The following is a 19,564-nucleotide window of genomic DNA, read 5'->3' as shown; positions in this document are numbered from 1 at the left end:
CTCAGCTGCCTCCCAGCCGGAAACGGAAGAAGGAGGCCGCGGTCCGGGCCAGGATCCACAGGTCCTGCCACAGCGACCAGGTGTCGATGTAGTGGTTGTCGAAGCGGGCCCGGTCCTCGATGGAGGTGTCCCCCCGCAGGCCGTTGATCTGCGCGAGCCCGGTGATCCCGACCGGCATCCGGTGCCGGGCCTCGTAACCCGGGTGGATGGTGCTGAACTTCGCGACGAAGAAGGGCCGCTCGGGCCGCGGCCCGACCAGGCTCATGTCGCCCCGTACGACGTTCCACAGCTGCGGCAGCTCGTCCAGCGACGACTTGCGCAGGAAGGAGCCGATCGGGCTCATCCGGCGGTCCCCGGCGACGGTCCACCGGGTGGCGGACTCGTGCGCGTCGGCGCTCAGGGTGCGGAACTTCAGCAGGGTGAAGGGCCGCCCGTACAGGCCGACGCGCTCCTGACGGAAGATCACCCCCGGTCCGTCGGAGAGCCGTACGGCCAGGGCGCAGGCGCCCATCACGGGAGCGGCGGCCAGCAGCGCGACCGCGGCGAGCGAGGAGTCGATGATCCGCTTCGCGTGCCGCTCCAGCGGCCGGGCGGGCCGGGGCAGCAGCGGCTGTACGGCGTATCCCCACAGCTGGTCGGCGGGCTCGGGCACCCGCATGCCGGTGACCTTCGCGGTCCCGGCGGGATCGGCGAGCCAGAGCCGGCAGCCGTGGTCGTGGAACAGCCGGACCAGCGAGGCGGTGCGTTCGTCGGCTTCGGGCGGCCGGGTGAACACCGCGTGCCGGACGGAGTTCTGGATGACGGCGCGCCGGACGTCCTCGTGGGTGGCGAGCACCGGCAGCGGTCCGCTCTCCACGTCGGGGGCGGAACCGGTGTCGGCGATCCCCACCGGCCGCAGCCCGTACTCGCGCCGCCCGTGCAGCGCGTCGGCGACGGCCCCCGCGGCCGCCCCGCGCCCGACGACCAGCGCGGAGCAGGGTCTGCGCACGGCCGCCCGGCGGCGGAGCTGGTTGACGAGCCCGCGGCCCGCGCAGGCCAGTACGGTCTGCACGCACAGGGCGCTCAGCAGCGCCTCCCACCCGAGCGCCTGCCCCGGCCGGACGGCGGCCAGCACGGCGGCGGCGCCGCACCACAGGACGGCGGCCCGGCCGGCCAGCGCGGGCAGTTCGCGCAGCGCGGAGGGCGCGAGCCGCGGCCGGTAGAGCCCGCCCTGCGCGTGCAGCGCGGTGACCAGTACGGCGAGGGGGGCCGCCAGTTCACCGGTGAGTCCCGGACCGGTTACGGCCGTCGTAGTGAGTACGGCGGCCAGCGCGTCAGCGGTCAGCAGCGGGAGGTTCCCGTCGCCGCGCCGGGCCCGCTCCGGCCGGACGGCGGGCCGGGCCTGCTCGGCCTTGGGCCGGCGCGGGGGGTGGATGGCGGTCACGGCACGGCGGACGGCGGTGGTCCCGCCGACGGGCCCCGTGCCGCTCTGCCCGGTGTGCCGGGCGGGTGCGCTGTCCATCGTCATCGGCTGATGCGCTCCATGTTCGAGGGCTTGGGGGTCCCCCCGGCGGAGCCGTGGGGCGAGTCCCCCCGGCGGGGCGAGGGGGCGGGCCTGCCCAGCAGTTCGCGGTACAGGCCGGTGACCGCGTCCGCGGTCCGCCGCACGTCGAACTCGGTCCGGGCGTGCCGGCCGGCCTGCTCCCCCAGTTCGGTGAGCAGCCGCGGTTCGGCCAGCAGCCGTCCCAGGGCCTTGGCCAGGGCCGTCGGGTCCTCCGCAGGCACCAGGCACAGCCGTCCCTGGCCGGGCGGCAGGCTCTCCCGGGCACCGCTGACGTCGGAGACCAGGACCGGCCGGCCGCAGGCCATGGCTTCGAGCGGGGCGAGCGCCATTCCTTCCCACCGCGACGGCAGTACAACGATGTCGGCGGCCCGAAGCCACGGTCGGATGTCGGCGGCGGATCCCGCGAAGTGCACGCGGGACGGCGCGGCGCGCCGCAGTGCTTCGCCGTCGGGGCCGTCGCCGACCAGCACCAGCCGGGCGTCCGGGACCGTCCCCAGCACCTCCGGCCAGGCCCGGAGCAGGACGTCCTGGCCCTTCTGCGGGCAGAGCCGGCCGACGCAGACGGCCAGCGGCCCCCGGCCCTGGAACTCGGCGGGCAGCGGCAGCCCGGCGCGCGCGCCGGCCCGGTCCTCCGGCCGGCCGGGGCGGAAGTGGGCCAGGTCCACCCCGTTGCGGATCACCGACCAGCGGGCGGTGACCCCCTCCGACTCCCCGGCCCGGCGTTCCGCTTCGCTGACGCAGAGCACCCGGTCGGCCCAGCGGGCCCCGAACCGCTCCCAGCGCAGCGCGAGCGCGGCGGTGGCCCCGCCGACGGCGTCGAAGGACCAGGCGTGGGGCTGGAAGACGGTGGGCAGGGAACCCCGCACGGCGAGCCGTCCGGCGAGGCCGGCCTTGGCGCTGTGGGCGTGCAGCAGGTCGGGGCGCACCCGGCGGACCAGCCGTACGGCGCGGAGGACTTCGGCGGGCAGGGCCGGTCCGGGGGAGCGTCCGGCGTGCCAGGTGTGGACCTCGGCCCCGGCCTCCCGGGCCGCCTCGCCGAGCTGTCCGCCCTCGGGGCAGCCGACGACGACGCGCAGCCCGGCGGCGGACTGGGCCCGCACCAGGTCGGTGACGACCCGGGCGACCCCGCCGTCGACGGGCTGGACCAGGTGGAGGACGGTGAACGGCTCGGTGGGCGGGTGCGGGGACTGTGCTGTCGAGCGATGTGTCGGCACGTGGAGTGGTCTCCTGCGTTCAGCGGCGCGCGTCTGTCTGAACGAAGAGCACGCCGAGGAATTGCCCCTGGCTTTCGCCCGTGAACTTGAAGCTCAGACTGCGGGCGCCACCGGACAGGGCGGGGCTCAGATCGAACACGTCCGCGTCGTATCCGAGATTATTCATATATTCAGGCTGTCGGACGGGCGCAGCCTGCCCGAATTCCGTGATGGTGGAATTCATGACGTCATTGAACGGATTCTCCGCATCGCTGATGCTCACCCGGCGGCCGCTGTCGGCGGTCACCGTGAGCGAGTCGCCCAGGTTCCCCCGGTCCCCGTCGTACGCGACCACCCCGACCCGGCCCGAGGACCCCGCCGGGGCGTTCAGCCCGGCCAGCTCCACCGTCTCCCCGGCCGCCCCGCCCGCCCCGGCCGCCAGCACCTCGAAGCCGTCCCACAGCGAGACCCGGCGCAGCGGCTCCTGCGGCTGCTCGTACGCGGCGACCAGCGTCCAGCCGCCCCAGGCGCCCGCCTCCGAGCGGCCCATGGCGATGTTCAGCTGGGCGACCGTCCACATGCCCGTCCCGCCCTTGCGGACCAGCGGGGTGACGTCGGCCGAGGCCTGATAGGCATCGCTCGCGTCGTCGGTCCGGTGCCCGACCACGGTGTCCGCCAGCACTTCCTTGTAGGCACCGCCCGGCTCGGCGACCAGCACCCGGGCGCTGTCCTCCGGCGGCTTCTGCTCGCCGACGCGCAGGTTCCCGCCCCAGTACAGCCGGGCGTACGAGACCTTCGCCCCCTGCGGGATCTTGAGCTCGGCGCGGGTCGAGTTGTAGGTGTCGGGGTCCTTGTCGACCTCCGTGTAGAACATGTCGTAGTCGCTGTTCACCCCGGACGCGCCGCGTTTGACCTCCGCACACGGCTCCGCCTGCGGGGCCTCCTCCTTGCGGCAGGTGATCGCGGAGTTCGAGGCGCGGACCAGCCCGCCGTGCTGCACGGCCTGGTAGCGCTGGGTGAAGGGGACCCGGGGCAGCTCCCTGACGGCGACGGTTTCCGCCGCGGCGGTCGTGACGGCGCCGGCCGCGGGGAGGTTCACCGAAAGCACGAGGCAGGACAGCAGACCGAGCGCGCCGAGGATTCTTCGGGGGGAACCCATGACCCTGCCTCCTATTTTCGATCAAGGGGACAAAACAGGAGTGAACTTTGTCAGAAATCAGGGCTGAAATCACGCGGGACTCGCCCGTACGGCCTTTTGGGCGATAACACGCACCCTTGAAGCGGGCGGGTCGTTATGCGGGTGCACCATTGTTCGAACCGAAAGGGAAAAGCGGAGGTGACCGCGGACGCCCTCGTCCGGGCGAACCGGACGGCCGGGCCCTCGGCGTCGTCGCCGCACGCGACCCCTCGTTCGGCACCCACCCCCGTCAACGCCAGACGTCAACCGGGATGCCCGGAACTTCGGCATCCGGGTGAAGACACGCAACCCGAGCCGGGACCGCACCGTTGATCCGGGTGCTCCAAGTAACGGGCAATCCTGCAAAAAAGGGACGACAATGATCAAGAAGTTTGTGGCCGGCGCAGCGGTTGCCGCCTCCGTCGTGGGCCTTGGTGCCGCCATGGCGCCCCAGGCGATGGCCATCGGCAACGACAACGGCATCAACACCGTCAACGGCAACGGCGCCTCGCAGATCTACGGCAACCAGGCCACCTACGGCAACATGAGCCCCCAGATGGCGCTGATCCAGGGCTCGTTCAACAAGCCCTGCATCGCGCTGCCGGCCAAGGCCAACGTGCAGTCGGTCCTCGCCCTGGTCAACGTCGGCGTCCAGGACATCCCGATCCTGTCCAACCCGCAGAACCAGCAGTGCACCGAGAACTCGACCCAGGCCAAGGGCGACGAGCCGCTCTCGCACATCCTGGACAACATCCCGGTCCTGTCCGGCAACGTCTCCGCCGGCAGCTGACCGCAGCCCGCGCCGGGGACGGGGCCGCCGCACCTTCGGGTCGCGGCGGCCCCGCCGCTTGTGCGGCCCGGTATTCCGCCCGGCCCGCGCATCCCGCCCCGCGCCAATCCGCCGGTGAATTCGGGAACGGGGCATCGGAGTGAAACGACCAACCCGGCCCGGAAATCCCCGGTTTCTTTTCCCGGACCCGCTCGTTGTTAATTTCGCAGTGGATACGCCCCTGCAGGAAAGGATCGAAAACAAATGACGTACAAGAAGGCAGTGGTGCTGGCCGCCGGCGTTCTGATGGCCGCCGGTGCCGCCTCTCCCGCCATGGCCGACGCGGGTGCCGAGGCCGCGGCCATCGGGTCCCCCGGCGTCCTCTCGGGCAACGTCGTGCAGATCCCGGTGCACGTCCCGGTCAACCTCTGCGGCAACACCGTCAACGTGATCGCGCTGCTGAACCCCACGTTCGGCAACGTCTGCGTCAACGACTGACGAAGCGCTTGCGCCCGCAAGGGCACACCTCCTCGCCAGTGGCCTCGGAGTGCACGGCGGTGCACTCCGAGGCCGCTTCGATTCAGCACCGGCGAGAGCGCCGGTAGACAGGGAAGGACCCATGCGACAGGTACTGAGCCGACAGGTACTGGGCAAGGGGGTGCTCACGGCGGCGGCCGCTTCGAGCCTGCTGTCGATCGCGACCGGCGCGGCCTACGCATACCCCGGAGCGATGGCCGAAGCCGCGCACTCGCCGGGTGTGGCGTCCGGCAACAGCGTCTCGGTACCGATCACCTTCGCCCCGAACGTCTGCGGCAACAGCGTGGACGGGGGTGCGGCGCTGAACCCGGCCTTCGGCAACACCTGCGCCACCACCACCGGATCCGACGCCGACTTCGACTACCAGCGCTACCTGAGCCCCGAGCACGCCGCGGCCTTCGAGCGCTACCTCGACGAGCGGCAGGGCCGGCACGCGCTGCCCCGCCAGCGGCACGAGGAGGAACGGCCCGAGGAGGCGCCCCGCCACCACGCGCCCCGCCACGCGGCCCCGCAGCACGAGTTGCCCCGGCACGAGGCCCCCCGGCATGCGGCTCCCGTGCACCAGGTGCCGCAGCACGAGGCCCCCGTGCACGAGGCACCGCAGCACGATGCCCCCCGGTACGAGGTGCCGCAGCACCAAGCCCCGCACCACCAAGCGCCCCGGCCCGAGGTCTCGCACGAGGACGGTTACGGCGCTTCGGGTACCGGCGGGAGCCGGGACGAGGAAGAGTGCGACGACCACCCCCGGGCCGCGCACCCCGCACCGCCCGCGCCCGCCCCCGTCGACGAGGCGCCGCACACCCTCCCCGCCCCCGTCGACGAGGCGCCGCACACCCTCCCCGCCCCCGTCGAGGAGGAGGCGCACACCCTGCCCGCCCCGGTCGAGGAGGATTCCGGCCCGCCGCACGGCAGTCGGCTCGTGGAGCGGCCCGCTCCGGCGCCCGTGCCGGAAGTGGCCCGCCCCGCCGACCAGCCGCCGGCCGCCCCCGCCGGAGACGTCCCCGTCCACGTCCTCCCCGCGCCGGCACCGGCCCCCGCACCGGCCCCCGCACCGGCCGTGGCCCCACCGCAGGTCCGCGCCCCGGAGCTGGCCGCCACCGGAGCCGGCCAGCCCGGAGCCGCGGCGGCGCTCGCCGCGGCGCTGGTCCTGGGCGGCGCCATTCTCTACCGGCGGTCCCGGTCCGCCGCCTGAGCGGCAATACCGGTAATCAGAATAAATATCGGCCGGAGAATCTCTTGTTCGGATTCTCCGGCCGTCGCCGTGTTCGCTCGCGCGTTTCCGTATCCGCCGGGAATCGTTAGCCAGGTCGAAAGCGGCGCGACGGTCGCCGCTGGAAAAGGATTTCGAAACAATGAAGTTCACCAAGGTCGCCGCTGTCGTCGCCGGCTCCGTCGCCGCCCTCGCCGCCACCGCTCCCGCCTTCGCGGCCGAGACGGCGGCCGCGATGCCCCCCATGAGCCTGACGGGCGGGGTGACGGAGACCTTGAACGCCGTCAACCCGGTCTCCGAGGCGCTCCCCCAGACCGCGGGCAACGCCCTGGCCGAGCAGGGCGACACCGTGGGCAAGGTCGTCGGCACCGTGCAGAGCGTCAACAAGGTCCGCAACGACGCGCCCGGCGAGGTGATGAAGCTCGCGGACGGGGCGACCCAGGCGACCCCGATGCTCGGCGGCGTCCACCTCAACGGCGGCGCCAACTGAGCCGACCGGACCGGTCCGGTCCCGGCATGACTGTGGGCGCCACCGGCGAGGCCGGGGCGCCCACAGTCGGCTGTACCGACGTCAGTCGTTGACGCAGACGTTGCCGAACGCCGGGTTCAGCGCACCGATGACGTTGACGGAGTTGCCGCAGACGTTGACCGGGACGTGCACCGGGACCTGGACCAGGTTGCCCGAGAGGACACCGGGGGAACCCACGGCCGCGCCCTCGGCCAGGGAGTCGGCGGAGGCAGCGCCGGCGGCACCGGCCACAGCGAGACCAGCGGAGGCCAGGGCCACAGCGGCCTTCTTGGCAGCAGAGTTCATGGGAAGTGCACCTTCTCTTCGACGTCCTGCCCCGATTCCTGGGGCTCACGTCGAGCGAAACGGTTCTGGTTCCCGCACGACACGGGTACGGGCGAGATCAGACCTGTTCAGCCCAATAGTCGTAACTCGCGCCGTGCTCCCGGCCGCCGCTCCGCCGCCGAGTGCCGGCCCGTCGTGCCTTCAGGGAAGGTCGGGCACGTCGGGGATCTCGGGGATCAGGTCGGCCGGCGGCTTGAGCGGAGTCGCCACCGGCGGCACTGCCGGGTTGGCGGGTACCGCCGGGAGGGAGCCGGACGGGGACTTCTTGGGGGCCTCGACCGGCAGCGTCGGCAGCGTCGGGAGCGTCGGCACCCCGGGGATCTCCGGCAGCGTCGGGAGCTTCGGGAGTTCGATCGGCGGCAGCGTCACCCCGGCCGGGAGCAGACCCGTCAGCGACTTGAGCAGGTCCTGCAGCGTCTTGATGAGACCGGCGAGGAGATCGTCGACCGGACCGGCCGCGGCCTTGGTCTCGACTGCCTGGACCTGCTGCTGTACGGCCGCGACCCGACGGGTGAGCGCGGCGGAACTGTCACCGCCCGCGGCGCCCGCAGGGGCTGCCGCGCCGGCGAGTATGGCGGCGGCGAGGGCCGACGGGACAAGGACTCGGGTGCGGAACGGCTTCGTAGGCATGGGTTTCCTCACGGTGGTCGCACAGAGGTGGACCCCAACGATCCACTTCCTTACCCACCGTGCGAACACCTTGCACGGAGCGCAACCGGAGCGCCACGGACGGCCCCTCCGCGGCGCCCATCGGGGCGGGCCGTCCGCACCGGCCGTCCGTGCGTGCCGCGTACGGACTTCGCGCACGCGTCCGGGATCCCCTCACCCGGGCCGGGGAAAAGCGTTCCGCCGAACGGGCCGTTTGAGTGAAGCAGCGGAACCAACCCGGCGGAAGGCAGTTGATCAGGGCGCTCCACTAGCGGGCACTCGTGCGACAAAAGGACCAATGATGCTCAAGAAGATCATGACTGCTGCCGCGGTCACCGCCGCCGCCGTCGGCGCGGGCGCTGCTGTCGCGGCCCCGGCCATGGCCATCGGCAACGACAACGGGATCAACACCGTCAACGGCAACGGTGCGACCCAGATCTACGGCAACCAGAAGACCGAGGGCCCCATGAGCCCGCAGCTCGGCCTGGTCCAGGGCACGCTGAACAAGCCCTGCATCGGCCTGCCGGTCAAGGTCAACGCCCAGTCGATCCTGGCCCTGGTCAACGTCGGCGTCCAGGACATCAACGTCCTGTCCAACCCGCAGAACCAGCAGTGCACCGAGAACTCCACCCAGGCCAAGGGCGACGAGCCGCTCTCGCACATCCTGGACAACATTCCGGTCCTGTCCGGCAACCTCTCCAACGGCAGCTGAGCGCCGTTCCCCCGGCGGCTTGACCGGCCGTAGGGTCCGGGCCCCGCGCCCGTGGAGCGACGCTGTGACGCGGTCGAAGCGATGCGGTGTGTGAGGTGACGAGGGCCCCGGCAGCCTCCAGCTGCCGGGGCCCTCGCGCGTCGCCGGACGGGCTCAGCCCGTCCAGAAGTCCCACCACCGGGTGAGGATCAGCATCCCGATCACCCCGAGGTGCAGGGCGGGCGGGGCCCAGCCGAACTCGGCGAAGAACTGGCGCAGCGGGCCCGGGGCCCTGCTCGTACGGACGTTGTGCGCGGTGACCGCCCAGAACATCAGCAGCGTCGCCGCCCAGGTCAGACAGCACCACAGGCACAGCGCGTTGATCTCGTAGAGCGACTGGACCATCAGCCAGGTGCAGAATCCGGTGCCGAAGAGCATCCCGGCGTTCAGTCCGAGCCAGAACCAGCCCCGGTAGCGGGCCCCGGCCAGCAGGCCCGCGCCCGCGCAGACGACGATCCCGTAGGCGACCAGCCCCAGCATGGGGTTGGGGAAACCGAAGGCCTGCGCCTGCTCGCTCCGCATCACGCTGCCGCAGGAGACCACGGGGTTGAGGCTGCAGGCGGGTTTGAAGGACGGGTCTTCCAGCAGGAGGAACTTGTCGAGGGTGATCACCCAGGAGGCGAGCAGTCCGGCGGCTCCGGTGAGGACGAGCAACCACGCCAACCCCCGGAGGGTTTCGGCGCTTTCGTCCAGGGGCCGTCTGGAGCGGCCCTGTTGGCGCGGGAGACCCATCGGGGCGGTTGTGGTGCTGTCGGGTGCCGTTCCGTTCGTTGCCATGCCGCCCATAGTCCCGCGCTCTGCCGCAGACCGGGGCCAACCGTACCCATACGTAGGCAAGTTGCCCTGAAGGGGTGGCGGGAACCCCTGATGCTTCCCGGACGTTTTAACGAATCCCGGACGTGATGTCAGTGCCAGGGGCTACGTTGTGCTTCCGCTAAGTGACAAGCTGCGACGGCCTGGAGACCCACCTTGAGCGATCCGTACGAGACAACCGAGGCCCACCTCGATCGACTCCTGGGCCGCGCCCTGAACTCCTTCGACCTGCCGGACCGGCTGGTCGGGCGCCTGCGTACGGCGCTCGCCCACAGCTCTTCGCTGCACACCACCCATCACAGTCCGTCGGCGGGGCTGTGGCGGGAGACCCACCGGCACACCTACCTCCTGGCGGACGGCGGGGCGGAATCGCTGTGGGAGCTGGTCTACCGCCGGCAGGACGACCGGGTCGTGCGGCACGAACTCTTCGCCGACCGGTCCGAGCTCTGCCTTGCGGTCGCCCGCCTGTTCGGCGAGGTCCCCTCCCAGGTGGCGCGGGACCTGGCGCCCGCGGGCGCCGGGCCGCAGGACGAAGCGGCCGCGCTGAGCGCCCTGTTCGCGACCCCGGCGCCCGCCCCGCACCGGGAGTACACGGTGGAGCAGTCCGCCGACCACGCCCGCCGGGTGCTGCGGCGCGCGGAGAACGCGGACCGGCCCGGAGAGGGGATGGCGCTGCGCCTGCGCTCGGCGTACGCGCACCAGATCACCCAGGCGTTCGGCGGCCGGCAGTGGCAGTCGGACGGGCGGGGAGTGGGATTCACCCTGTACGAGCACGCGTTCGTCCTGGTGGACGGCAGCGAGGTGAGCCTGTGGGAGGTCGAGCACACGGCCACGCCGGACGGCCGCCACATGTGCGAGGTGTACGAGAGCGAGGCCGCGGCGCGCGAGGCGATGGAAGCGCGCGCCCGGGTCCGCTGACGTACCGGCCGCGCGCGGCGGGGCGGACGTACGCCCACCCGGCCGCGGAAAACCGGAACGGGCGCGTCCGCCCGAAGGCGGACGCGCCCGTCGGCTACGGCGCTCAGCCGGCCTCGGCGCCCTCGCGCTCAGCCATCGGGACCTGCTTGCGCGGCAGCATGAACATCACCGCGAAGATCACGACCAGGACCGCCACGACCCACCACAGCGCGCTGCGGAAGGCCTCGACGTACGGGGCTCCGTAGGCCATGTCGTCGTCGATCATCCCGAAGAAGACGACGGACGTCAGACCCAGGCCCAGGGCGTTGCCCATCTGGCCGGTGGTGTTGATCAGGCCGGAAGCTGAGCCGGCGTGCTCGCGCGGCACCTGGGAGAGCACGGTGTCGGTGAGCGGCGCCACGATCAGGCCCATGCCGGCGCCCATGACCACGAGCGGGGCGGCCATCTGCCAGGAGGCGATCTGCATGCCGTAGTGGGCGGACTCCCAGATGTAGAGGAGCAGGCCCGCGGCCATGGTCAGCGCGCCCGCTTGGAGCACCTTGCGGCCGAAGCGCGGTACGAGCTTCTGGACGGACATGCCCGCCGCCGCCGAGACGGCGATCGAGAAGGGGATCCCGGTGGTGCCCGCGCGCAGCGGGGTCCAGCCGAGGCCCATCTGCATGTAGAGCGTCCAGACCAGGAAGAAGATGCCGGTCGCGATGCCGAAGGTCAGCTGGACGGCGATGCCGCCCGCGAAGCTCTTGATCTTGAAGAGGGAGAGCTCCACCAGCGGCGAGCCGTCCTTGCGGATCTTGTACTTCTCGTACGCGATGAAGCCGGCGAAGAGGAGCGGCGCGGCCGCCATGCAGACGAAGCCCCACAGCGGCCAGCCGTTCTCGCGGCCGTGCGTCAGCGGGAAGATCAGCATGACGAGGGCGAGCGTGGCGAGCACGACGCCGACCAGGTCGAGCCGGAGCGCCTTGGGGGCCTTGGACTCGGTGATGAACTTGACGCCGAGGATCACGCCCGCGATGCCGACCGGCAGGTTGATCAGGAAGATCGGGCGCCATTCGAGGCCGAAGAGGTTCCACTCGGTGAGCAGCGCGCCCAGCATCGGGCCCGAGACGGCGCCGAGGCCGACGATCGCGCCGAACATGCCGAAGACCTTGCCGCGCTCGTGGGGCGGGAAGGTGACGTGGATGATCGCCAGCACCTGCGGCACCATCATCGCCGCCATACCGCCCTGGAGGATGCGGGAGGCGACGAGCACCGAGGGGTTGGCGGCGATGCCGCAGAGCGCCGAGGCGGCGGTGAAGCCGGCGATGCCGATGAGGAAGAGGCGCTTGCGGCCGTAGATGTCACCGAGACGGCCGCCCGTGATCAGGCCGGCGGCGAAGGCGAGGGCGTATCCGGCGGTGATCCACTGGATGGCGCTGGTGGAGGCGCCGAAGTCCGCTCGCATGCTGGGTATCGCGATGTTGACGATCGTGACGTCGACCAGGTCCATGAAGGCCGCGGTCATCACGATGGCGAGCGCCAGCCACCGGCGGCGGTCGGCGGTCGGGCTGCTGCTCGTGACGTCGTGGAGGGTGTCGTTCCGCTCTTCTGGTACGGGCCCGTTCTCTCTTCCGGGCGATGTCTGGGCTGTCTCGGTGCTCATGGGGAGAAACCTAGACGGGATATAGGTCGGATGATGTCCTATTTCCCTGGCAGCCTGTTGTCATGAACGACACTCCCGGGCGGCTGCTCACGCTGCTCTCCCTGCTCCAGACCCCGCGCGAGTGGCCCGGCAGCGAGCTGGCCGAGCGGCTGCGCGTGAGCGCCCGGACCATCCGGCGGGACATCGAGCGGCTGCGGGAGCTGGGGTACCCGGTGGAGGCCACGCTGGGGTCGGAGGGCGGGTACCGGCTGGTGGCGGGCGCGGCGATGCCGCCGCTGCTGCTGGACGACGAGGAGGCCGTGGCGATCGCGGTGGGGCTGCGGGCGGGCGCCGGGCACGCCATCGAGGGGGTGGACGAGGCGTCCGTACGGGCCCTGGCGAAGCTGGAGCAGGTGCTGCCGGCCCGGCTGCGGCGCCGGGTGGGCGCGCTGCAGTCGGCCACGGTGGCGGTGACCCGCGGCGACGGGGCGAGCGTGGACCCGCGCACCCTGACGACGATGGCGGCGGCGGTGGCCGGGCCGGAGCGGCTGCGGTTCGACTACCGGGCGCGGGACGGGGCGGAGTCGCGGCGGCTGGTGGAGCCGTACCGGCTGGTGAGCACGGGGAGCCGGTGGTACCTCGTCGCGTACGACCTGGACCGGGAGGACTGGCGGACCTTCCGGGTGGACCGGGTCGGCGATCCGTTCGCGACGGGCGCGCGGTTCACTCCGCGGGCACTGCCGGTGGACGCGGCGGAGTTCGTGCGGCGGGGGCTGCGGGGGACGCAGACGTACGCGGTGGAGGTGACCTTCGCGGCGCCGGCCGAGGCGCTGCCGGGCTGGCTGCGGGGGGACGAAGCGCCGGGGGCGGACGGCTGCCGGGTGCGGTTCGAGAGCGGGGACGCGCCGGAGTGGCTGGCGGCCCGGCTGGCCCTGACCGGTTTCGACTTCACGGTCCACACCCCGCCGGCCCTGGCGGAGGCCGCCCGGGTGCTGGGCGCGCGGCTGGCGGGATCGAGTCCCGCCGGGGCGTGAGGCGGGGAGCGTCAGGCGCGGGGCCGGCCCGGGGGAGGGGTCGCGGGCAGCGGGGAGCCCCCGGCGCCTGGGGGGGATAGGCACCGGGGGCTCGTTCGGGGGGCTCCGTCTTCCGTGTGCCGCTCAGGCCACGGCGTCGAAGCCGGTGTCGCGCGCCATCCGCTTCAGCTCCAGCAGCGCGTGCTTCTCGATCTGCCGGATCCGCTCCCGGGTCAGGCCGTGCCGCTTGCCGACCTCGGTCAGCGTGCGCTCGCGTCCGTCCTCGATCCCGTACCGCATCTTGATGATCGACGCGGTGCGCTGGTCGAGCTTGCCGAGCAGGTCCTCCAACTCCTCGCTGCGCAGCAGGGAGAGCACGGACTGCTCCGGGGAGATCGCCGAGGTGTCCTCCAGCAGGTCCCCGAACTGGGTGTCGCCCTCGTCGTCGACGGACATGTTGAGGCTGACCGGGTCGCGCGCCCAGTCCAGTACGTCACCGACGCGCTTCTCCGTCGAGTCGAGCTCGGCGGCGATCTCCGCGTGCTCCGGGTCGCGCCCGTTCTCCCGGTTGAACTCGCGCTGGATCCGGCGGATCCGGCCGAGCTCCTCGACCAGGTGGACGGGGAGGCGGACGGTGCGGGACTGGTCGGCGATGGAGCGGGTGATGGCCTGGCGGATCCACCACGTGGCGTACGTGGAGAACTTGAAGCCCTTGGTGTAGTCGAACTTCTCGACCGCGCGGACCAGGCCGGCGTTGCCCTCCTGGATCAGGTCGAGCAGCGGGAGCCCGCTGCGCGGGTAGCGGCGGGCGACGGCCACGACCAGGCGGAGGTTGGAGCGGATGAAGACTTCCTTGGCGCGCTCTCCCTCGGCCGCCAGGGCTTCCAGTTCCTCGCGCGCCGGAGTCTGCCCGGAGCGCTCTATCGCGCCGTCGAGGATCTGCCGGGCGTAGATGCCCGCCTCGATGATCTGCGACAGCTCCACTTCCTTGGCCGCGTCGAGCAGGGGGGTGCGCGCGATCTCGTCCAGGTACATGCCGACCAGGTCGCGGTCGGCGATCTCGCCGCCCGCGGCGCGGGCACTGCCCGTGGACTGACTGCGGGCGACGGCGCGGGTTGCCATGCGTGCTCCCTTGCGATGCGATGGATTTCGGTCGCGGTGTGGCTGCCGGACGCCTCGGCTGCGAGAGGTGCGGCGCCGTCGACGCGTCCTTCGGACACTCTCCCGAGTGCCCGCTTCCGAAGGAAACAACGACTGGAATCAGGACAGAATTCCCACGAGGTCCCCTCATTTTCCGGATCTTGCAGTATCCTGCCCCGCCGTCCCCGGGTCGCGGGGGCACGGGACGGTGCCGCGAGAGCCGGCGGAGGCGCAGGTCAGGGCCGGTGCCGAAGCCGGCCCGGCGACTCCGGGCGGACAGCTGCGGAGAGCCGGCGCCGCTGCGCCCGTGAGACGCCCGTCACCCCGGCGCACCACCGCCCTCGGCTGCACTTCCTACCGCTAGGACGGCTCCCACGCACTGCTGGTTGCCTGGGCTGGTGAGCGAATGCCCGGATACCCGACAACCGGCGCGTTCCCGCCCGAACCCGGCTAGCCGAACTGCAAGGAGCGCTTGGACAGGCCCATCCAGAAGCCGTCCACCGCGGTGGCCGGCCCGGCCAGGTCGCCGGCGGCCTCGGCGGCGCCCAGCGTGACGAAGAGCGGCGCGAAGTGCTCCGTACGGGGGTGGGCCAGGCGGCCGGCCGGGGACTTGGCCTCGAAGTCGAGCAGGGCGTCCACGTCGGCGGCGGCCAGCGCTTCGCGGCCCCAGGCGTCGAACTCCGCCGACCAGCCGGGCACGCCCCCGTGGCGGAGGGCGGCCAGGTTGTGCGTGAAGAAGCCGCTGCCCACGATCAGGACGCCCTCGTCCCGCAGCGGGGCGAGGGTGCGGCCGATCTCCATGAGGCGGACGGGGTCCAGCGTCGGCATGGATATCTGGAGCACCGGGACGTCGGCCCCGGGGAACATCTCCACGAGCGGGACGTACGCGCCGTGGTCGAGCCCCCGGTCCGGGATGTCCTGGACCGGCATGCCCGGCGCCCGCAGCAGTTTGCGTACGGAGGCGGCCAGCTCGGGGGCGCCCGGGGCGTCGTAGCGGACCCGGTAGTAGTGCTCGGGGAAGCCCCAGAAGTCGTACACGAGCGGGGTGCGCCCGGTGGCTCCGAGGGCCAGCGGGGTCTCCTCCCAGTGGGCGGAGACCATCAGGATCGCCCGGGGCCGGGGCAGCCCGGCCGACCAGGCGGCCAGCTCGCCCGGCCAGACCGGGTCGTCGGCCAGCGGCGGGGCGCCGTGGCTGAGGTACAGCGCGGGCATGCGGCCCGTTCCGGGGGTGGTGTTCGAAGGCACAGCGCGCTCCTCGTGGCCGGTCGCGGGGGGTCCCGTACGAGGTCCCCCGAAAAGACTAACCCCGCTTCGTTCAAATTTGAACGAAGCGGGGTGGTCAGTCATTCCCGCACGCCGCGGCAGCCCCTGGGCGGGCGCCCGTCAGTGGGCCATCACGGGAATCTGAACCTCGTCCGCCGCGCCGGCACCCGAGGCCACCGGACCGGCCGAGCCGGGACGGCCGGTGTTGATCAGGGTGAACGCGATGAGCGAGCTGGTCACCAGGATGCCGACGGCCCACCAGATGGCGGAGGAGTAGCCCTCCACCATGGCCTGCGCCTGGACCAGCTTCGCCGCCGCACCGCCCGCGGCGGCCTGCGCCGCGTGGTCGGTCAGGTACGCGGTCGTCGCCGAGGCGGCGATGGTGTTCAGCAGTGCGGTACCGATGGCGCCGCCCACCTGCTGCGAGGTGTTCACCATGGCGGAGGCGACACCGGCGTCGGCCGGGTTCACCCCGTGCGTGGCCAACGACATCGCCGGCATGAACGCCGAACCCATGCCGAGGCCCAGCAGGAGCTGCGCCGGGAGGATCAGCGCCGGGTACGAGGAGCCGATCTCCAGCTGCGTGAGCAGCAGCATGCCGGTGGCCGCGAGCAGGAAGCCGGGCCCCATCAGCAGCCGCGGCGGGACGCGGGTCATCAGGCGGGCGCCGATCTGGGTGGAACCCGTGATCATGCCCGCGATCATCGGCAGGAAGGCGAAACCGGTCTTGACCGGCGAGAAGCCCTTCACGACCTGGAGGTAGTAGGTGAGGAAGAGGAACAGGCCGAACATCGCGATGACGGCCAGACCGAGGGAGAGGTAGACGCCGCCGCGGTTGCGGTCCAGCAGGACGCGCATCGGCAGCAGCGGGGACTTCACCTTGAGCTCGGTGACGACGAAACCGGTGAGCAGCACCGCGGAGGCGACGAACATGGCCACGGTGAGGGCGTCCGACCAGCCGGCGGACTCGGCGCGGGTGAAGCCGTAGACCAGCGCGACCAGACCGAGCGTCGACAGGACCACACCGGGCACGTCGAGCCTGGCGCGGTTGCGGCCGCCGGCGGGTTCGCGGATGACCAGCCAGGCACCCGCCGCCGCGATGATCGCGAAGGGGATGTTGACGAAGAACGTCCAGCGCCAGTTGAGGTACTCGGTGAGGAAGCCGCCGAGGATCAGGCCGACGGCGCCGCCGCCGCCCGCGATCGCACCGTAGATGCCGAAGGCCTTGGCCCGCTCCTTGGCGTCGGTGAACATGACCGCCAGCAGGGAGAGGGCGGCGGGCGCCAGCAGTGCGCCGAAGGCGCCCTGGAGGGCGCGGGCGCCCAGCATCATGGCCTCGCTGGTGGCGGCGCCGCCGAGCGCGGAGGCCAGGGCGAAGCCGGTGAGGCCGGTGATGAAGGTCTTCTTGCGGCCCCACTTGTCGGCGATGCGGCCGCCGAAGAGGAGCAGGCCGCCGAACGCCAGTGCGTAGGCGGTGATGACCCACTGGCGGTTGCCGTCCGAGATGCCGAGGTCGGTCTGGGCGGACGGGAGGGCGATGTTCACGATGGTGGCGTCGAGGACGACCATCAGCTGCGCCAGGGCTATGAAGACGAGGGCCTTCCAGCGGCTGGGATCCGCAGCCGACGGGGGTGTCGCGGCTGTTCTGGACATGGGGATACCCACTTCACTGTGCGGAATGACGGAATTGCTACGAAAAGTCAGAAAAGGGCGGTCGGCAGGGCGCGCGCCGGTGGCGGCGCCGTCGAGCGCGGAGGCCGGGGGCGCGGGGCGCGGGGCGTCACATGGCGGTCCGCCTCAGGTCCTCCAGGGTGGTGGCGGCGCCCGGCAGTTCGGAGCGGGCCGGAGTGCGCAGCCCGTCGAGGAACACCTGGAGGTGACGGTGGACGAAACGGTCCACGTCCAGGCAGCCGGTGCCCGGGAGGGGGCGGCCGAGCTGCGAGAGGGCGACCATCAGGTCACCGACCCCGATGTCGGCCCGGACGAGCCCGCCGTCCTGGCCGGCGGCCAGCAGGTTCTCGATGGCTTCAGCCAGCGCGCCGCGGGCCGCGAGGAGTTCGGGGTGGTCGTGGTCGAAGTCCGCGGCGAGCATCGGACACAGGGCGCCGAACCGCTCGTCCGCGGCCGCATGGGTGAACCGGCACAGCGCGGCGAAGGCGTCGGGCTCCTGGGCGAGGGACTCCTCGGCGTGCAGCACGACCCGGTCCATGACGTAGAGCACGACGTGGTGGACCAGGGTGGCCCGGTCGGGGAAGTGCCGGTAGAGCGTGGCGTTGCCGACGCCCGCCCTGCGGGCGACTTCGTCGAAGGGGGTGGCGGAGCCGAACTCCACGAAGAGCTCGCGGGCGGCCGCCAGGATCCGTTCCCGGTTGCGGACGGCGTCGGCGCGCGGGCGCGGCAGCCGCCCGGAGGCGCCGGGGCCGTCGGACCCGTAGCGCGCCGGGCGCGGGGCCGGGTCCGCGAGGTCCACCGACGCGCGGGGGGCGGTCGGGGCCGCCGTGGCGGTGGTGGGGCGCTTCATTCCGGGGCCTCCTCGGGGCTGGACTCGTCCGGCGTGGTCGGTCGTCGGTGTCACCGCCGGGCTCGGCTTGATCCCCCAAATGGGGAAGCCGTCCCCGTTTCGCGGGACCTTCGTTCAAACGGGGATGGACCCCCCGGTTATTTCACTCGCACGTGTGAGCCGGGTCACGCCGTCACGGCCTCCCGCTCCCGTTTGGCCGCTCCCGGCGCGCGGGCGCGCCGCAGCCGTCGGAGGGTGAGCGCACAGAGCAGTCCGGGCCCGGCCGGCTGCCGCGGCCCGAAGGCGAGCTCCATGACGCAGACCCGCCACCGGATACGCAGTCCACGCCGCACCTGCGCGTACGTCGGCATAGCCGCGCTGGCCATCGGCGTCACGGCGACCGCCAGCACCGGGATATCCAGCCGCACCCACTCGGCCGCCGGCCCCGTGGCCACGAGCGTCGACTCGGCGCTCGCGCCCTGCCGGATCGCGAGCACGATGGGCGTCCAGATGTCCGAGGGACTCCCCACGCCGCCCGGGTACGCGCGCTCCACCGGCGAGGTCCGGGCACTGAACCTGATGATCGACTTCCCCGACGCCAAGGGCGAGGGCTCGGCGATGGACCGGCTGGCGGAGTTCTTCCCCCAGACCTCGAACTGGTTCCGCACCAGCTCGTACGGGCGGCTCACCTACCGGGCCGAGGCGCCGATCCGGAACTGGCTGAGGATGCCGATGCCGTTCGCGGCGTACGGCATCGGGCGCGGGTCCGCGTACGAGCCCGGCTACCGGCAGCTGGTCGAGCACATCGCGCAGGCCGCCGACTCCGAGGTGGACTTCAGCCGGTACGACCTGATCAACGTCCTGGTCACGCCGAACGCCGGGCCGTCGGCCCTGGACACCGTCCTGTCGGTGACGTTCTCCGGTAACGGCGAGGCGCCCATGGCCGATGGAGTGCCGCTCGCCAACACGTCCTTCGTCTACAGCCGCCAGGACGACGGCTCGGGCTCCTACCGCGAGACCGGCTACCGGGTGCTCCCGCACGAGAACGGCCACATCTTCGGGCTGCCGGACCTGTACACCCCTGACGGGGGCGGCGCGGTCGGGCACTGGGACATCATGAGCGAGGACTGGGGCGCCAACAACGACCTGCTGGGCTGGCACAAGTGGAAGCTGGGCTGGCTGGACGGCAACCAGATCGGCTGCGCGTCGAAGTCCGGGGTCATGGAGCAGGTGCTGACGCCGCTGGCGGTGGAGGGCGGCCTGAAGCTGGCCTTCGTACCGCTGACGGAGAACAGCGGGTACGCGGCGGAGGTGCGCACACAGGCCGGCAACGACGAATCCGTGTGCAAGCCGGGCGTGCTGATCTACAAGGTGGACTCGCAGGTGGACACCGGGCGGGGGCCGGTGACGGTCTCCGACAGCGTGAGCGGCAGCGGGGGCTGCACGCGGCGGCCGAACGTCCACGCGGAGCTCTCCGACGCGCCGTTCCGGCCGGGCGAGACCTTCACCGACCAGAAGGCGGGCATCGGCATCGCGGTGGTCGGCGAACTCCCGAACGGCAGCTTCAAGGTCCGCATCACCCGTTCCTGACCCCGCTCACACCCCCGTGGATCACGCC

19 protein-coding genes are annotated in these 19,564 nt (G+C 72.2%); 8 read left to right on the top strand and 11 right to left on the bottom strand.

Going from position 1 to position 19,564, the window contains the following annotated elements; all coding sequences use genetic code 11:
- Position 1: 1 nt before the first annotated feature.
- Genes ACZ4M3_RS25255 through ACZ4M3_RS25245 form a run of 3 tightly spaced genes read right to left on the bottom strand, consistent with a single transcriptional unit; the run spans position 2 to position 3,895 of the window.
- On the bottom strand, positions 2-1,507 hold the full coding sequence (locus ACZ4M3_RS25255) for an exopolysaccharide biosynthesis polyprenyl glycosylphosphotransferase (protein ID WP_467736243.1): 1,506 nt from the start codon (positions 1,505-1,507) through the stop codon (positions 2-4).
- Entirely contained in the window at positions 1,504-2,757 is a 1,254-nt protein-coding gene (locus ACZ4M3_RS25250) for a glycosyltransferase family 4 protein (protein WP_467736241.1), read from the bottom strand. The genes ACZ4M3_RS25255 and ACZ4M3_RS25250 overlap by 4 nt, the downstream gene beginning before the upstream one ends.
- A 19-nt stretch (positions 2,758-2,776) precedes the next feature.
- A complete protein-coding gene (locus tag ACZ4M3_RS25245; protein WP_467736239.1) occupies positions 2,777-3,895 on the bottom strand; it encodes a DUF3344 domain-containing protein in 1,119 nt (372 codons plus the stop codon).
- A gap of 397 nt (positions 3,896-4,292) precedes the next feature.
- Here ACZ4M3_RS25245 and ACZ4M3_RS25240 point away from each other — a divergent pair, with 397 nt between their 5' ends.
- The 4 genes from ACZ4M3_RS25240 (at position 4,293) to ACZ4M3_RS25225 (ending at position 6,919) form a co-directional block, all read left to right on the top strand.
- The gene (locus tag ACZ4M3_RS25240) at positions 4,293-4,703 is read left to right on the top strand and encodes a rodlin (protein ID WP_136217441.1); all 411 of its coding nucleotides are present in this window, start codon (positions 4,293-4,295) and stop codon (positions 4,701-4,703) included.
- 243 nt (positions 4,704-4,946) lie between these two features.
- Positions 4,947-5,180, top strand: a complete 234-nt coding sequence (locus tag ACZ4M3_RS25235; RefSeq protein ID WP_467736236.1) for a chaplin — start codon at positions 4,947-4,949, stop codon at positions 5,178-5,180.
- Positions 5,181-5,301: 121 nt separating this feature from the next.
- Positions 5,302-6,411 (top strand): chaplin, encoded by a 1,110-nt coding sequence (locus ACZ4M3_RS25230; RefSeq protein ID WP_467736234.1) that lies wholly within the window; start codon positions 5,302-5,304, stop codon positions 6,409-6,411.
- A gap of 160 nt (positions 6,412-6,571) precedes the next feature.
- A complete protein-coding gene (locus ACZ4M3_RS25225; protein WP_453355867.1) occupies positions 6,572-6,919 on the top strand; it encodes a hypothetical protein in 348 nt (115 codons plus the stop codon).
- An 81-nt stretch (positions 6,920-7,000) separates the two neighbouring features.
- Here the strand turns inward: ACZ4M3_RS25225 and ACZ4M3_RS25220 are convergent, their stop codons facing one another.
- Both ACZ4M3_RS25220 and ACZ4M3_RS25215 read right to left on the bottom strand, forming a co-directional pair.
- Positions 7,001-7,243, bottom strand: a complete 243-nt coding sequence (locus tag ACZ4M3_RS25220; RefSeq protein ID WP_467736232.1) for a chaplin — start codon at positions 7,241-7,243, stop codon at positions 7,001-7,003.
- A gap of 180 nt (positions 7,244-7,423) precedes the next feature.
- Complete coding sequence (locus ACZ4M3_RS25215) at positions 7,424-7,912, bottom strand: hypothetical protein (RefSeq protein ID WP_467736230.1); 489 nt, start codon at positions 7,910-7,912, stop codon at positions 7,424-7,426.
- Between the two features lie 319 nt (positions 7,913-8,231).
- Between ACZ4M3_RS25215 and ACZ4M3_RS25210 the strand changes: the two genes are divergently transcribed.
- Entirely contained in the window at positions 8,232-8,642 is a 411-nt protein-coding gene (locus ACZ4M3_RS25210; RefSeq protein ID WP_467736542.1) for a rodlin, read from the top strand.
- Positions 8,643-8,795: 153 nt separating this feature from the next.
- Here the strand turns inward: ACZ4M3_RS25210 and ACZ4M3_RS25205 are convergent, their stop codons facing one another.
- The gene (locus ACZ4M3_RS25205) at positions 8,796-9,467 is read right to left on the bottom strand and encodes a vitamin K epoxide reductase family protein (protein ID WP_467736228.1); all 672 of its coding nucleotides are present in this window, start codon (positions 9,465-9,467) and stop codon (positions 8,796-8,798) included.
- Between the two features lie 183 nt (positions 9,468-9,650).
- On the opposite strand from ACZ4M3_RS25205, the gene ACZ4M3_RS25200 reads away from it, so the two are divergent.
- Positions 9,651-10,412, top strand: coding sequence for a DUF6227 family protein (locus ACZ4M3_RS25200; RefSeq protein ID WP_467736226.1), 762 nt, complete (start codon positions 9,651-9,653; stop codon positions 10,410-10,412).
- 103 nt (positions 10,413-10,515) lie between these two features.
- On the opposite strand, the gene ACZ4M3_RS25195 is transcribed toward ACZ4M3_RS25200, so the two are convergent.
- Entirely contained in the window at positions 10,516-12,051 is a 1,536-nt protein-coding gene (locus ACZ4M3_RS25195) for an MFS transporter (protein ID WP_467736224.1), read from the bottom strand.
- A 62-nt stretch (positions 12,052-12,113) separates the two neighbouring features.
- Here ACZ4M3_RS25195 and ACZ4M3_RS25190 point away from each other — a divergent pair, with 62 nt between their 5' ends.
- Positions 12,114-13,064, top strand: coding sequence for a helix-turn-helix transcriptional regulator (locus ACZ4M3_RS25190; RefSeq protein ID WP_467736222.1), 951 nt, complete (start codon positions 12,114-12,116; stop codon positions 13,062-13,064).
- 123 nt (positions 13,065-13,187) lie between these two features.
- Here ACZ4M3_RS25190 and ACZ4M3_RS25185 read toward each other — a convergent pair whose 3' ends face one another.
- The 4 genes from ACZ4M3_RS25185 to ACZ4M3_RS25170 form a co-directional block, all read right to left on the bottom strand.
- On the bottom strand, positions 13,188-14,165 hold the full coding sequence (locus ACZ4M3_RS25185; protein ID WP_467736220.1) for a sigma-70 family RNA polymerase sigma factor: 978 nt from the start codon (positions 14,163-14,165) through the stop codon (positions 13,188-13,190).
- A gap of 468 nt (positions 14,166-14,633) precedes the next feature.
- Positions 14,634-15,395, bottom strand: coding sequence for a dioxygenase family protein (locus ACZ4M3_RS25180; protein ID WP_467736540.1), 762 nt, complete (start codon positions 15,393-15,395; stop codon positions 14,634-14,636).
- A 171-nt stretch (positions 15,396-15,566) separates the two neighbouring features.
- Positions 15,567-17,099, bottom strand: coding sequence for an MFS transporter (locus ACZ4M3_RS25175; protein ID WP_467736218.1), 1,533 nt, complete (start codon positions 17,097-17,099; stop codon positions 15,567-15,569).
- Between the two features lie 127 nt (positions 17,100-17,226).
- Entirely contained in the window at positions 17,227-17,967 is a 741-nt protein-coding gene (locus ACZ4M3_RS25170; RefSeq protein ID WP_467736216.1) for a TetR/AcrR family transcriptional regulator, read from the bottom strand.
- A gap of 291 nt (positions 17,968-18,258) precedes the next feature.
- Between ACZ4M3_RS25170 and ACZ4M3_RS25165 the strand changes: the two genes are divergently transcribed.
- On the top strand, positions 18,259-19,536 hold the full coding sequence (locus ACZ4M3_RS25165) for a M6 family metalloprotease domain-containing protein (protein WP_467736214.1): 1,278 nt from the start codon (positions 18,259-18,261) through the stop codon (positions 19,534-19,536).
- Positions 19,537-19,564: the final 28 nt, after the last annotated feature.

The organism is Streptomyces sp. NPDC026522 (assembly GCF_055567555.1).
Note: the sequence above shows the minus strand (reverse complement) of the source record. Positions and strands in the feature narration are given on the sequence as shown.

What these genes read in the sequence shown, in the direction of transcription:
- ACZ4M3_RS25255 (WP_467736243.1), bottom strand. Translation starts at nt 1,507, where the DNA reads ATGACGATGGACAGCGCACCCGCCCGGCACACCGGGCAGAGCGGCACG.
- ACZ4M3_RS25245 (WP_467736239.1), bottom strand. Translation starts at nt 3,895, where the DNA reads ATGGGTTCCCCCCGAAGAATCCTCGGCGCGCTCGGTCTGCTGTCCTGC.
- ACZ4M3_RS25240 (WP_136217441.1), top strand. Translation starts at nt 4,293, where the DNA reads ATGATCAAGAAGTTTGTGGCCGGCGCAGCGGTTGCCGCCTCCGTCGTG.
- ACZ4M3_RS25235 (WP_467736236.1), top strand. Translation starts at nt 4,947, where the DNA reads ATGACGTACAAGAAGGCAGTGGTGCTGGCCGCCGGCGTTCTGATGGCC.
- ACZ4M3_RS25230 (WP_467736234.1), top strand. Translation starts at nt 5,302, where the DNA reads ATGCGACAGGTACTGAGCCGACAGGTACTGGGCAAGGGGGTGCTCACG.
- ACZ4M3_RS25225 (WP_453355867.1), top strand. Translation starts at nt 6,572, where the DNA reads ATGAAGTTCACCAAGGTCGCCGCTGTCGTCGCCGGCTCCGTCGCCGCC.
- ACZ4M3_RS25220 (WP_467736232.1), bottom strand. Translation starts at nt 7,243, where the DNA reads ATGAACTCTGCTGCCAAGAAGGCCGCTGTGGCCCTGGCCTCCGCTGGT.
- ACZ4M3_RS25215 (WP_467736230.1), bottom strand. Translation starts at nt 7,912, where the DNA reads ATGCCTACGAAGCCGTTCCGCACCCGAGTCCTTGTCCCGTCGGCCCTC.
- ACZ4M3_RS25210 (WP_467736542.1), top strand. Translation starts at nt 8,232, where the DNA reads ATGCTCAAGAAGATCATGACTGCTGCCGCGGTCACCGCCGCCGCCGTC.
- ACZ4M3_RS25205 (WP_467736228.1), bottom strand. Translation starts at nt 9,467, where the DNA reads ATGGGCGGCATGGCAACGAACGGAACGGCACCCGACAGCACCACAACC.
- ACZ4M3_RS25195 (WP_467736224.1), bottom strand. Translation starts at nt 12,051, where the DNA reads ATGAGCACCGAGACAGCCCAGACATCGCCCGGAAGAGAGAACGGGCCC.
- ACZ4M3_RS25190 (WP_467736222.1), top strand. Translation starts at nt 12,114, where the DNA reads ATGAACGACACTCCCGGGCGGCTGCTCACGCTGCTCTCCCTGCTCCAG.
- ACZ4M3_RS25185 (WP_467736220.1), bottom strand. Translation starts at nt 14,165, where the DNA reads ATGGCAACCCGCGCCGTCGCCCGCAGTCAGTCCACGGGCAGTGCCCGC.
- ACZ4M3_RS25180 (WP_467736540.1), bottom strand. Translation starts at nt 15,395, where the DNA reads ATGCCCGCGCTGTACCTCAGCCACGGCGCCCCGCCGCTGGCCGACGAC.
- ACZ4M3_RS25175 (WP_467736218.1), bottom strand. Translation starts at nt 17,099, where the DNA reads ATGTCCAGAACAGCCGCGACACCCCCGTCGGCTGCGGATCCCAGCCGC.
- ACZ4M3_RS25170 (WP_467736216.1), bottom strand. Translation starts at nt 17,967, where the DNA reads ATGAAGCGCCCCACCACCGCCACGGCGGCCCCGACCGCCCCCCGCGCG.
- ACZ4M3_RS25165 (WP_467736214.1), top strand. Translation starts at nt 18,259, where the DNA reads ATGACGCAGACCCGCCACCGGATACGCAGTCCACGCCGCACCTGCGCG.